A 12,146-nucleotide genomic window follows, 5' to 3' on the forward strand; every position below is an offset into this window, starting at 1 on the left:
CGACACATTGCCGCGCGTCCGAAAGCTGGGACGACCGGCCGATCGCCAGGTCAGCCCCGCGACCGACGGGCGTGCACCGTGGTCAGCCACCAGATGTGCACCGCTGTCCACACTGCCACCCCGGCGACGATGCCGAGGCAGAGCGGGACCAACCCGGGCCAACCGGTCGACGCCACCGCCACCATCACGACACCCAACAGGGTGAACTTCAGCGCGTACAGGCCCAGACCGAGCGGCAGCACCAACTGCGGGTTGATCTGGTCGGCCCAGGCCAGCACCACGGTCGTGAGGGTGTAGCTGAGCACCGTGACGCCCACGCCGGCCGCCGCGCCGAACGCGGCGGTCACGCCGCCGGTCGCCCCACCCACCACCGCGGCGACCGCGGCGAGGGCCACCGACGCGACCAGCAACACCGGCAGGTGCCGCAACCGCCACCGCCGGTCCGTGTCGGCCGCGACCACCCCGGGCTCAGCCACGGGGGTACGCCGGGAACGCGGTGACCAGCTCGGTCACCTCGGCACCGATGCGGGCCAGGTCGTCGGCGCCGCCCGGGGCGCCCGGATCGACCCGTACCGCACGGGCGATCAGGGTGGCCACCTGCCGCAGCTCCCCCTCCCGCATGCCCTGGGTGGTGACGCTCGGCGTGCCCACCCGGATGCCGGAGGCCACCATCGGCGGCTGCGGGTCGTACGGGATCGCGTTCTTGTTCAGGGTGATCGCCGCGGCGCCGCAGCGGGCCTCCGCCTCGGTGCCGGTCACGCCCAGCTCGCGCAGGTCGATCAGGGCGAGGTGGGTGTCGGTGCCGCCGGACACCGGGCGCATCCCCTCGGCGGCCAGGCCGGCGGCGAGCGCCTGCGCGTTGCGGACCACCTGCCCGGCGTACGTCTGGAACTCCGGCTGGGCGGCCTCGCGCAGCGCGACCGCCTTCGCCGCGACCGAGTGCATCAACGGGCCGCCCTGGGTGAACGGGAAGACCGCCTTGTCGATCCGCTGGGCCAGCGACTCCCGGCACAGGATCATGCCGCCGCGCGGGCCGCGCAGCACCTTGTGGGTGGTGGCGCAGACGACGTCGGCGTACGGCACCGGGGACGGGATCGCCCGGCCGGCGACCAGGCCGATGAAGTGCGCCGCGTCCACCATCAGGTACGCGCCGACCTCGTCGGCGATCTCCCGGAAGCGGGCGAAGTCGATCAGCCGGGGGTACGCCGTGGCACCACAAATGATCATCTTGGGGCGGTGCGCACGGGCCAGGTCCCGGACCTCGTCGTAGTCGATCAACTCGGTGTCCGGACGGACCGTGTAACCGACCGGGCGGAACCACTTACCGGAGAAGTTCACCCGACTGCCGTGGGTGAGGTGCCCACCGTGCGGCAGGTCCATCGCCAGGACCGTGTCCCCCGGCTGCACCAGCGCGGCGTACGCGGCCAGGTTGGCGTTCGCCCCGGAGTGCGGCTGGAGGTTGGCGTGCTCCGCGCCGAACAGCTCCTTCGCGCGGGCGATGCCGATCTCCTCGGCCCGGTCGACCTCCGCGCAGCCGCCGTAGTAGCGCCGGCCCGGATAGCCCTCGGCGTACTTGTTGGTCAGCGTCGACCCGAGCGCCGCGAGCACCGCCGGCGAGGTCAGATTCTCGCTGGCGATCAGCTGGAGACCACCCCGCAGCCGATCCAACTCGCCGAGGACCACCCCGGCGATCTCCGGGTCGGTGGCCCTGAGCTGGGCGAAATCCGGCCCCCAGAAGGTGCTCGTGTCGGTGTCCACAGCGAACGAGTCTAGGTGGCCGCACACTGGGAGCCGTGAGATGCCTCGTCACCGGTGCGACCGGATACATCGGCGGGCGGCTGACGCCGCTGCTGCTCGCCGACGGGCACACCGTCCGCTGCCTGGCCCGCAAGGCCGTACGCCTGCGCGACGTGCCCTGGGCCTCGGCGGCCGAGATCGTCGAGGGCGACCTCAGCCGACCCGAGACACTGCCCGCCGCGTTCGCCGACGTGGACGTCGCCTACTTCCTGGTGCACTCCCTGGGCCGGCCCGACTTCGAGGCGGCCGACCGCACCGCGGCGACCAATTTCGCCGAGGCGGCCCGCGCGGCCGGCGTACGCCGGATCATCTACCTGGGTGGCCCGGAGCCGGCCTCCGACGCGGAGGTCCCCTCGCCGCACCTGCGCTCCCGCGCCGAGGTCGGGCGGATCCTGCTGGCCAGCGGGGTGCCCACGGCGGTGCTGCGGGCCGCGGTGATCATCGGCTCCGGTTCGGCGTCGTTCGAGATGCTGCGATACCTGACCGAGCGCCTGCCCGCCATGATCACCCCGCGCTGGGTGCGGAACCGGATCCAGCCGATCGCGGTCCGCGACGTGCTGCGCTACCTGGCCGGCTGCGCCACGCTCCCGCCGGAGGTCAACCGGGGCTTCGACATCGGCGGGCCCGACGTGCTCACCTTCCGCGAGATGATGCAGCGCTACGCCCGGGTGGCCGGGCTGCGCCGACGGATCATCGTGCCGGTCCGGCCGCTCACCCCGTCGCTCTCCTCGCACTGGGTCGGCCTCATCACCCCGGTGCCGAACGCCATCGCCCGTCCGCTGGTGGAGAGCCTCATCCACGAGGCCGTCGCACACGAACACGACATCGCCCGGTACGTACCGGACCCGCCGGGCGGGTTGACCGGTTTCGACGACGCGGTGGCGCTGGCGCTGGCCAAGGTGCGCGACGCGCAGGTGGAGACCCGCTGGTCGACCGCGAGCGGCCCGGACGCCCCCGCCGAACCGCTGCCCACCGACCCGGACTGGTCCGGTGGCACCACGTACACCGACACCCGCGAGCGGGCCGTGGACGCGTCACCGGCGGCGCTCTGGCGGGTCATCGAGGGCGTCGGCGGCGAACACGGCTGGTACTCGTTCCCCCTCGCCTGGTCGGTCCGCGGCTGGCTGGACCGGCTCGTCGGCGGTGTGGGGCTGCGCCGGGGCCGACGCGACCCGCACCACCTCCAGGTCGGCGAGGCCCTGGACTTCTGGCGGGTCGAGGAGATCGTCCCCGGTGAGCTGCTGCGCCTGCGCGCCGAGATGCGGCTGCCCGGCCGGGCCTGGCTGGAGATGCGGGCCCTGCCGACCGACGACGGCCGCAGCCGCTACCAGCAACGCGCCGTCTTCCTGCCCCGCGGCCTGGCCGGGCACGCCTACTGGGGGTCGGTGGCCCCGTTCCACGCGGTGGTCTTCGGCGGAATGGCCCGCAACATAGCCCGCAACGCCGAACAAACCCCCTAACCCACCCCAAGCCCCCGCCCTTCCCTCCCTCCCCGCCCGCCCGCCCGCCCGCCCGCCCGCCCGCCCGCGTCGATCATGCAGTTGTGGTGCCTCGCGAAAGGGGCGGTCAAGGAGCTAGCACCCACCACAACTCCATGATCGACTGGGTTGGGGGGCGGGCCCCGAGGAGGTTTGGTCAGTTTCCGGAGCGGGGTTCGGTCTGCTGGAAGGCAGTTCGTTCGCTCGGGGGGACGAAGTCACGGACCGGTTGGTCGCGCAGCGCGACGGCGAGCACCTCGCCGACCGCGTCGACCATCCGCGACTGCACCGCCTGACCGACCGCGTCGCGGGGATCGTCGGGGTTCGCCGCCATCGAGGCGACCGCGAGCTGCGGGGTGAACGCCACGACCGTCTCCGTCTCGTACCGCTCCGAACTACCGGTCTTGCCGGCCACCGGTCGGCCGAGCTTGGCGCGCAGCGTGGGGGCGGTGGCGCCGTCGCAGCGCCCGTACATCGACTGGTCGCCGACCGGGCAGCGGGCCGCGTCGGTGGCCGCCCGGGCCACGTCGGCGTCGAGCACCTGCCGGCAGTCCGGCTTGGCGGCGTCGACCGGACGGCCGCCCGAGTCGGTGATCGAGACGACCGGCAGCGGCGCGCACCAGGTCCCCTCGGCCGCCACCGTGGCGTACGCCGTCGCCAGGTCCAGCGGCGTCGTCGCGGCCACGCCCAGGGTGAACGGACCCCAGTTCTTCGCGCCGTAGCGGGCGAGCTGGGCATCGGAGTCGGCGCGCAGCACGATGCCGAGCCGTTCGGCCATCTCCACCACCCGATCGGCACCCACCCGCTCGGTGAGCCAGGCGAAGTAGGTGTTCACCGAGCGGCCGAACGCGGTCCACATGGTGCGCGGGCCGTCCATCGACGAAGGGCTGGCGTTCGCCGGGCACCAGCGGCCGTCGCAGCTGCCCGCGCCGGTCACCGGGAAGCGGGTGAGCAGTTGGGTGGGCGCGACGAAGTCCGTCGACAGCGGCATGCCGGACTCCAGCGCGGCGAGCATGGTGAAGAGCTTGAACGTCGACCCACCCTGGTACCCCTCGATCGCCCCGCCGCCGGCGACGAGCTGGTTCACCGTGTTCGGGTGGTTCTTCTGCCCGACCGGGTTGTCCTCGACGCTGTAGTTGCGGTTCACCGACATGGCCAGCACCCGGCCGGTGCCGGGCTGGACGACCACGGTCGGCACCGCCCGCGCCTCGGTGGGCCGGTAGATCCGCAGAACCTGCTCGGTGGTGGTCCGCTGCACCGCCGGGTCCAGCGAGGAGACGATGGAGAACCCGCCCCGGCGCAGCGTGCGTTGCCGCTCGTCGGCGGTGGATCCGAACGCCGGCTGACTGCTCCACCACCGGGTGAACCAGTCGCAGAAGAAGCCCCAGTCGTTGTGCCCGCCGGGCACCGCCGTGCAGTCGTTCGGGGTCTCGCTGGGCCGCAGCTGCAACGGCTCGGCCCGGGCCGCCGCCGCCGCTTCCGCCGACACCTGGCCCGTCTCGACCAGCTGCTCCAGCACGTACCTCCGGCGGTTCAGCGCGCTGTCGGCGTCACCGTTGATCGGGTCGTCGCTGTCCGGTGAGCGGACCAGGCCGGCCAGCAGCGCCGCCTGGGCCAGGGTCAGCTCCGCGGGGCTTCGGGAGAAGTAGCGCTTGCTGGCCGCCGCGATGCCGTACGCGCCGGCCCCGAAGTAGGCGATGTTCAGGTAGCGGGTGAGGATCTCCTCCTTGTTCAGCTCCCGTTCCATCGCCAGGGCGTACCGCATCTCCTGGAGCTTGCGGGCGGTGGTGACCTCGGTGGCCGCCCGGCGCTGCCGCTCGGTCAGCCGGGGGTCGCTGCTGAGCACGTTGCGGACGTACTGCATGGTCAGCGTGGAGGCGCCCTGCCGGGTCTGGCCGTCGCGCCTGTTCACGGTGAACGCGCGCACCACACCCCGCAGGTCCACCCCGCTGTGCTGGTAGAACCGGACGTCCTCGGCGGCCACGATCGCCTGGCGCATCACCGGCGCCACCTCGCGCAGCGGCACGTCCCACCGGTCCTCCTGGTAGAAGGAGGTGATCAGGGTGGTGCCGTCGTTGGCGTAGAGGTTGGAGCGCTGCGCGGTGGGTGGCGTCCGCAGGGTGTTCGGCAGCTCCGAGTAGGGCGTGGACAGGGCGCTGAAGCCGATCCCGAAGACCAGGGCCGCGGGCAGGGCGGCCGCGGCCAGCGCCAACCCGGCCAGTACGCCGGCGATCACCACGGTCAGCAGTTTGTCGAGATGGGCCCGGATCATCAGCTCTCCCCGCAGGAGCCGGTCACGCTAGGACCCGTTCAGAATGACCCGGAACGCCCCTTTCGCCCCCGGTTTTCACCAAACCCGGAGAAAACTCGCACGGCGCTCAGGGCAGCAGCGCGCCGGCCAGCGGGTGAACCGTCTCCTCGATCTCGTCGGCGACCCGGCTGAAGCACTGGTCACCGCGACCCCACGGGTCGTCCAGATCGTCCGTCGGCAGCGCCGAGGCACCCATCCGGGCGTCCTGCGCCGCCGCCACCAGGGCCACACCCCGGGCGTACACCGCCTCCGGGGTCGCCTCGGCGGCCGGCAGCGCGCCGGCGTCCACCGCCGCGAGCAACCGGCCGAACTCGCCCAGCACGAACGTGCGGGCCGCCGCGTCCGGACGCAGCGCCACCACGTACTCCTGCTGGTCGGCCGTCGCGGTCAGCACCAGGTCGGCGGCGTCGATGTGGTCCGAGCGCAGCTTGCGCGCGGCGAAGCCCTCGACGTCCCCGCCCCGCCCGATGACCTGACGCGCCGCCGGCGGGTTCATCTCCTCGCCCGCATGCCAACCACCGGTGCCGGCACTGTGGCTGTGCAGCAGCTCCTCGGCGCGGGCCGGGTCCTGCTCACGCCGGGCCAACCGCTCCCGCACGGCGAGGGCGAGCAGCCGCTCGGCCATCGGCGAACGGCAGATGTTGCCCATACAGACGTGCAGCACGGTGAACGGGGGCACTCAGACCCCCTGGCGGTCGACGAGATCCGGAACCACGTCGCGCAGCTTCTCCAGCGGAATCGCGCCGGCCCGCAGCAACTGCGGCACCTCGCCGGTCAGGTCCACGATCGTGCTGGGCACCGGGTCCGGGCAGGGCCCGGCCTCCAGGTACGCCCGCACCGAGTAGCTGAGCTGGTCGCGCGCCTCCTCGGCGGTCACCGCGGCGGGCTGGCCCGTCTTGTTGGCCGACGACACCGCCATCGGGCCGGTCTCCCGCAGCACCTCCAGCGCCACCGGGTGCAGCGGCATCCGGACCGCCACCGTGCCCGTCTTGTCGCCCAGGTCCCATTGCAGGCTCGGCGAGTGCTCGACCACGATCGTCAACGCACCCGGCCAGAACGCCTCCACCAGGTCCCGTGCGGCCGTGGGCAGCGAGAAGACCAACCCGTCCAGGGTGTGCCGGGAACCGATCAGCACCGGCGGCGGCATCTGCCGGTCCCGGCCCTTCGCGTCCAGCAGCGCCCTGACCGCGTACGGGGTGAACGCGTCCGCGCCGATCCCGTAGACGGTGTCCGTCGGGAGGACGACCAGTTCGCCGTTCTTGACCGCCTCGATGGCCGCAGCGATGCCGCGGTCCCGATCAGCGGGCGACCGGCAGTCGTAGAGCATCACGAGGAGTCAGTCTGCCACGCCGCCCCAGCGGGGGCGTGCCGGCCGTCCGCCCGTCGGGACGCGGTGGCGTACCGGGGGCGCCCGGTGAGGTCCAGATGCTCCGCGACGGCGACGAACCGGCCGTCCGCGACGAGCAGTTCGGGCACCACGACGCCGTGCGTGTCGTCGTGCTCGACGCCCACCACCCCGTCGGGGCGCAGCAGCGCCGCGGCCCGGGTGATCACCGGCCGGATCACCGCGAGGCCGTCCGCCCCACCGAAGACCGCCTCCGCCGGGTCGTGCCCGGCCACCTCGGGCGGCACCACCACCTCGACCGGCACGTACGGCGGGTTGCAGAGCAGCACGTCCACCCGGCCGACCAGGTCCGCCAGCAGGTCCGCGGCGGTGACATCCGCCTCCACCACCTCGATCGGCCGGTCCCCCGCGGCGGCCCGCTCCGCCGCGTTGCGCCGCAGCCAGTCCAGCGCCGCCCCGGACCGCTCCACCGCCACCACCCGCGCCCCGGGCAGCTCCTGCGCGACCGCCAGCGCGATGGCGCCGGAGCCGCTGCACAGATCCACCACCAGCGGATCGGGCCGGCTCCGGGCCTGTTCGACACCCCACCCGGCCAGCAGCTCCGTCTCGGGCCGGGGCACGAAGACGCCCGGACCGACCGCCAACTCCAGGTGCCGGAAGCCGGCCCGGCCGGTCAGGTGCTGCAGCGGCTCCCGGTCGGCGCGACGGCGGACCAGGTCGTCGAGCCGCGCCAGGTCGTCGGTGCCCAGGTCGTCGGCGAGCGCCAGCCGACCCCGGGGCACCCCCAGCACGTACGCCGCCAGCAGCTCGGCCTCCACGCGGGCCGGGCCCACCCCGGCGGCGGCGAGCGTCCGGGCCGCGCGGGCCACCGCGGCGGACGGACGGAGCCTCCCTGTCCCTTCGGGGGGGTGTTGCGGCAGAGTGGTCACCGCATAATCATGATGCGTCGCGGGTGGCGTGACGAACGGGTGCGTCGAGACGCACACGACGGGAGGTTGGCGGGTGGGCTGGCTCGACCGGGTCGATGACCAGGTTGACACCCTCACGCACGCGCGGGCTTTGCAGGAAGCAAGTCGCTCCGCCGAGTCGTACGCGCTGCTGGAACGGGTGATCCGCACCACCACCGACCCGGCGGCGCGGGCGGACGCCATGGTGCAGCGCCTCTCCGCGCTGATCAATCTCGGTCGGACGGCGGAGTTCACCCGCGCCATCGAGGAGGCGTCGGCGGCGGTCCGCGACCTCGCCGAGCCCTACCTGCACGGGCACCTCAACGCCCTGGCCGCGCTCGCCGCACACCACCAGGGCGCCCTGGACCGCTGCGTCACCCACCTGGTGAAGGCCGCCCGGGCGTTGAGCGCCGTGGAGGACCCGGACCGGGACACCGCCTGGGGCTGGCACGACCTCGCCATGGCCTACAGCTACCTCAGCTTCCACGGGTACGCCCTCGGCGCGATCGAACGCGCCCGGCAGTTGGGCCTGAGCGCCGGCATCCCCGAGGAGACGTTCGCGGCCCCGGGCATCCGGCTGCGCAACGCCGTGGCGCTGGACCACAACGGCGACAGTGACGGCTGCCTGCGGGTGCTCCGTGACGTCGCGGCCGACCTGGCCCGGTTCGTGCACACCGGCCGCGCCGGCCGGCTGCGCCCGAGCAGCCTCGCCGCGTACGGGTACGCGGCGGCCCGGCAGGCCGCGCTCGGCGACCGGGTGGAGCCGACCGTCGACACCGACCCGTCCCGACTGCTCAAGAACGGCGGGGACAGCGCCCGGACCCGGGACATGCGGCAGCTCGGGCAGGTCTGCCTGGCCGTCGCCGCCGGACGGCCCATCGAGGCGGTCGCCCGGCTGGACACCATCCTGGTCTCCACCGAGACGCTCGGCACGGCCGAGCCGGCCCGGCTGCGCAGCATCGCGCTGGCCCGCGCCGGGGACCACGTGGCCGCCCACCGGGCCGACCGGCTGGCGTTCCGGCTCGCCGCGCAACGCAACGACCGGCTGCGCGACGTCTACATCGACGGCATCGCGGCCCGGATCGACCACGAGGAGATGCGCCGCGAGGCGGCCCGGTACGAGGGCGAGGCGCTGACCGACCCGCTCACCGGCCTGCCCAACCGGCGGCGCCTTGAGCGGTACATCACCGCCGTGGTCACCCGCGGCGAGCGGGTGGTGATCGGCGTCTGCGACCTGGACGGGTTCAAGGCGGTCAACACCCGGCACGGGCACCACTCCGGCGACCTGGTCCTGCAACGCATCGCCGGGGTGATCAACCGGGTGATGCGCCGGGGGGACTTCGTGGCCCGCTACGGCGGTGACGAGTTCGTCGTGGTGCTGCCGGACACCGGCATGGCCGAGGCCGTCGAGGTGGCCCGCCGGATCGAGGCGGCGGTCCACGCCGAGGACTGGGAGTCGCTGGTGCCGGGCACCCCGGTCGGGGTCAGCATCGGCTTCGCCGAGGTCTCCGGCGGCGGTGGGCTGCGCGACGCGCTCAGCGTCGCGTTCGAGGAGGCCGACCGGGAGATGCTGCGCGCCAAGTCGCGGCCCCGCGCGAGCTGAACCGCCGGCCGGACCGGCCGACGACAGCGGGGTCAGCGGCGGGTCAGCTCGGTGTCGCCGGCCAGGCGGGCGGCGCGGTCGGCCTCGGTCAGGGCGTCCAGGACGCCGTCCAGCTCGCCGGCCAGCGCCAGGTCCAGGTTGTACGCGGTGTAGCCGATCCGGTGGTCGGTGATCCGGTTCTGCGGGAAGTTGTAGGTGCGGATCCGCTCCGAACGGTCCACCGTGCGCACCTGCGCCTTGCGGGCGTCCGAGGCGGCGGCGTCGGCCTGCTCCTGGGCGGCCGCGAGCAGCCGGGCCCGCAGGATGCGCATGGCCTGCTCCCGGTTCTGCAACTGGGACTTCTCGTTCTGACAGGAGACGACGATGCCGGTCGGCAGGTGGGTGATCCGCACCGCCGAGTCGGTGGTGTTCACCGACTGCCCGCCCGGGCCGGACGAACGGAACACGTCGATCCGCAGGTCGTTCTGGTCGATCGTGACGTCGACGTCCTCGGCCTCGGGCAGCACCAGCACACCGGCGGCGCTGGTGTGGATCCGGCCCTGCGACTCGGTGACCGGGACGCGCTGCACCCGGTGCACGCCGCCCTCCCACTTGAGCCGCGACCAGACGCCGTTGCCGCCCTCCGGCACACCCTTGGTCTTGATCGACAGCGACACGTCCTTGACCCCGCCCAGGTCCGAATCCTGTGCGTCGATCACCTCGGTGACCCAGCCGTGGCGCTCCGCGTACCGGGAGTACATCCGCAGCAGGTCACCGGCGAAGAGCGCGGACTCCTCGCCGCCCTCCCCCGCCTTGATCTCGACGATCACGTCCTTGGCGTCGTGCGGGTCACGCGGGATGAGCAACTCGGCGAGACGCTCCTCCAGGGCCGGCAGGGACGCCGCGATCGACTCCGCCTCGCCGGCGAAGGACGGATCCTCGGCGGCCAACTCGCGTGCCGCGGCCAGGTCGGCGCGCGCCTGCTCCAGCTCGTCGGCGGCCTTGTGCAGCGGCACCAGCTCGGCGTACCGGCGGCCGACCCGGCGCGCGGTGGCCTGGTCGGCGTGGATCGCCGGGTCCGCCAGCCGCTTCTCCAGCTCGGCGTACTCGTCGAGGAGGCCGGCCAGACGCTCGCTGCTCATGCTGGGGTTGCTCCTTCGACGGTGCGGCACCGGGCCGGCACGGAGGCCGGCCGGCGGGCGGAAACAGGCGAAACGCGGACGGCGCCCGCGTCCGGCGGTAAACCGGACGCGGGCGCCGAACGAGGAGTTACTTGGCCTTCTTCGCCTGAACCTTGGCGTACTTCTGCTGGAACTTCGCGACCCGGCCGGCGGTGTCGAGAACGCGCTGCTTACCGGTGTAGAACGGGTGGCAGGCGCTGCAGGTCTCGACGTGGATCGCCCCGCCCTTGGCGGTGCTGCGGGTCGTGAACGTGTTGCCACAGGAGCAGCTGACCTCGGTGGTCGTGTACTCCGGGTGGATGTTTGCCTTCATCTCGCCTCGGTCCTCTCGTTGGTGGTCGCCGGGTCGCCGTCACCGCCCGTCGCGCCGTACGCGACGGGCTCGGGCGTGAACCGGAACCGGTGGCCGATTGACCAGTGTGCCATGGGCCTGAGCCGACCCGGCAATCGGGCCGCACACCTCGTCCGGCATCGTCAACACGTGCCCACCCGTCCGCATTCCCGCCGCCGGCCGACGCATTCGCCCGCCCCGCGAGCCACCGCCACGTACCCCGCCGGGGGTACGCCGGCCCGGACCGAGGTACGCCGATGACCCGCCTGATCGCCACCCGAGGGCTGCCCGCCTCAGGCAAGACCACCTTCGCCCGTACGCTCCAGCCGTCCGTGCTGCGGGTCAACCGGGACGACCTGCGCCGGATGCTGCACGGCGAGCGGCTGTTCACCCAGTGGGCCGAGGCGCAGGTGACCGTCGTGCAGCGGGCCCAGGTCGAGGCACTGCTGAGGGCTCGGGCGGACGTCTGCGTGGACGACACCAACCTGCGCGCCCGGACACTGCGGGGCTGGGCCGATCTGGCCGCCCGACACGGCGCGGATTTCGAGGTGCACGACTTCACCGACGTACCGCTGGAGGAGTGCCTGCGCCGCGACGCGGCCCGTCCGGTGGCCGACCAGGTCGGCGCGGACGCGATCCGTCGGCTGCACGAGCGGTACCTCGAGGGGCGCACGCTGCCGCTGCCGGTGCCGCAGGCCCGCACCGGAGGGCCCGCCACCGCCCATCCGCCGTCGACCGAGCCGCCGGAGATCGTCCTGGTCGACATCGACGGCACCGTCGCGCTGGCCGTGTCCCGCAGCCCGTACGACATGACCCGGGTGGGCCAGGACGCGCCGAACCCGGCGGTGATCGCCGCCGTCCGGGCCATGCACGCCGCCGGGTACGGGGTGGTCTTCTGCTCCGGGCGGGACGCCTCCGCCCGCACGGCCACCGAGGCGTGGCTGGCTCGACACGTCCGCGTTCCCTACCTCGGCCTGCACCTGCGGGCGGTCGGCGACACCCGCCGGGACTCGATCGTCAAGCGGGAGATCTACGACCGGGAGATCCGCGACCGCTACCGGGTGGTGGGCGTCTTCGACGACCGCGTCCAGGTGGTGCAGATGTGGCGGTCCCTCGGCCTGACCGTATTCCAGGTGGCCGACGGCGACTTCTGAAGTGGACGGTGCGACATGCC

10 protein-coding genes and 1 pseudogene are annotated in these 12,146 nt (G+C 73.4%); 3 read left to right on the plus strand and 8 right to left on the minus strand.

The window, feature by feature from the left end:
• Positions 1-50 precede the first annotated feature (50 nt).
• Both AB0H52_RS22830 and glyA read right to left on the minus strand, forming a co-directional pair.
• Positions 51-476, minus strand: a complete 426-nt coding sequence (locus AB0H52_RS22830) for a hypothetical protein (protein ID WP_151491382.1) — start codon at positions 474-476, stop codon at positions 51-53.
• Entirely contained in the window at positions 469-1,758 is a 1,290-nt protein-coding gene (glyA, locus tag AB0H52_RS22835) for a serine hydroxymethyltransferase (RefSeq protein WP_192580373.1), read from the minus strand. The genes AB0H52_RS22830 and glyA overlap by 8 nt, the downstream gene beginning before the upstream one ends.
• Before the next feature lie 35 nt (positions 1,759-1,793).
• Here glyA and AB0H52_RS22840 point away from each other — a divergent pair, with 35 nt between their 5' ends.
• On the plus strand, positions 1,794-3,257 hold the full coding sequence (locus tag AB0H52_RS22840) for an SDR family oxidoreductase (protein ID WP_278126719.1): 1,464 nt from the start codon (positions 1,794-1,796) through the stop codon (positions 3,255-3,257).
• A gap of 175 nt (positions 3,258-3,432) precedes the next feature.
• Here AB0H52_RS22840 and AB0H52_RS22845 read toward each other — a convergent pair whose 3' ends face one another.
• The 4 genes and pseudogenes from AB0H52_RS22845 to prmC all read right to left on the minus strand — a co-directional run bounded on the left by AB0H52_RS22845 (position 3,433) and on the right by prmC (position 7,860).
• The gene (locus AB0H52_RS22845; RefSeq protein ID WP_357949824.1) at positions 3,433-5,547 is read right to left on the minus strand and encodes a transglycosylase domain-containing protein; all 2,115 of its coding nucleotides are present in this window, start codon (positions 5,545-5,547) and stop codon (positions 3,433-3,435) included.
• A gap of 106 nt (positions 5,548-5,653) precedes the next feature.
• The gene (locus tag AB0H52_RS22850) at positions 5,654-6,265 is read right to left on the minus strand and encodes a phosphotyrosine protein phosphatase (RefSeq protein ID WP_151490448.1); all 612 of its coding nucleotides are present in this window, start codon (positions 6,263-6,265) and stop codon (positions 5,654-5,656) included.
• Positions 6,266-6,922, minus strand: a pseudogene (locus tag AB0H52_RS22855) (L-threonylcarbamoyladenylate synthase); the annotation flags it as partial.
• Positions 6,913-7,860, minus strand: coding sequence for a peptide chain release factor N(5)-glutamine methyltransferase (prmC, locus tag AB0H52_RS22860; RefSeq protein WP_357949827.1), 948 nt, complete (start codon positions 7,858-7,860; stop codon positions 6,913-6,915). The pseudogene AB0H52_RS22855 and the gene prmC, both read right to left, overlap by 10 nt.
• A gap of 73 nt (positions 7,861-7,933) precedes the next feature.
• Between prmC and AB0H52_RS22865 the strand changes: the two genes are divergently transcribed.
• Entirely contained in the window at positions 7,934-9,481 is a 1,548-nt protein-coding gene (locus AB0H52_RS22865) for a GGDEF domain-containing protein (protein WP_151490450.1), read from the plus strand.
• A gap of 32 nt (positions 9,482-9,513) precedes the next feature.
• Here the strand turns inward: AB0H52_RS22865 and prfA are convergent, their stop codons facing one another.
• Together prfA and rpmE are read right to left on the minus strand one after the other, a co-directional pair.
• Entirely contained in the window at positions 9,514-10,602 is a 1,089-nt protein-coding gene (gene prfA / locus AB0H52_RS22870; RefSeq protein WP_151490451.1) for a peptide chain release factor 1, read from the minus strand.
• Positions 10,603-10,729: 127 nt separating this feature from the next.
• Positions 10,730-10,954, minus strand: a complete 225-nt coding sequence (gene rpmE / locus AB0H52_RS22875) for a 50S ribosomal protein L31 (RefSeq protein WP_088987870.1) — start codon at positions 10,952-10,954, stop codon at positions 10,730-10,732.
• 275 nt (positions 10,955-11,229) lie between these two features.
• On the opposite strand from rpmE, the gene AB0H52_RS22880 reads away from it, so the two are divergent.
• Positions 11,230-12,126 (plus strand): AAA family ATPase, encoded by an 897-nt coding sequence (locus AB0H52_RS22880; RefSeq protein ID WP_151490452.1) that lies wholly within the window; start codon positions 11,230-11,232, stop codon positions 12,124-12,126.
• Positions 12,127-12,146: the final 20 nt, after the last annotated feature.

Origin of the sequence: Micromonospora sp. NPDC050695 (genome assembly GCF_040654415.1) — a bacterium.
Classification (GTDB): Bacteria; Actinomycetota; Actinomycetes; order Mycobacteriales; family Micromonosporaceae; genus Micromonospora.

Bases quoted from the DNA above. Each gene is read 5' to 3' on its own strand.
- AB0H52_RS22880 (WP_151490452.1), top strand. From the start codon at position 11,230: ATGACCCGCCTGATCGCCACCCGAGGGCTGCCCGCCTCAGGCAAGACC.
- AB0H52_RS22845 (WP_357949824.1), bottom strand. From the start codon at position 5,547: ATGATCCGGGCCCATCTCGACAAACTGCTGACCGTGGTGATCGCCGGC.
- prfA (WP_151490451.1), bottom strand. From the start codon at position 10,602: ATGAGCAGCGAGCGTCTGGCCGGCCTCCTCGACGAGTACGCCGAGCTG.
- rpmE (WP_088987870.1), bottom strand. From the start codon at position 10,954: ATGAAGGCAAACATCCACCCGGAGTACACGACCACCGAGGTCAGCTGC.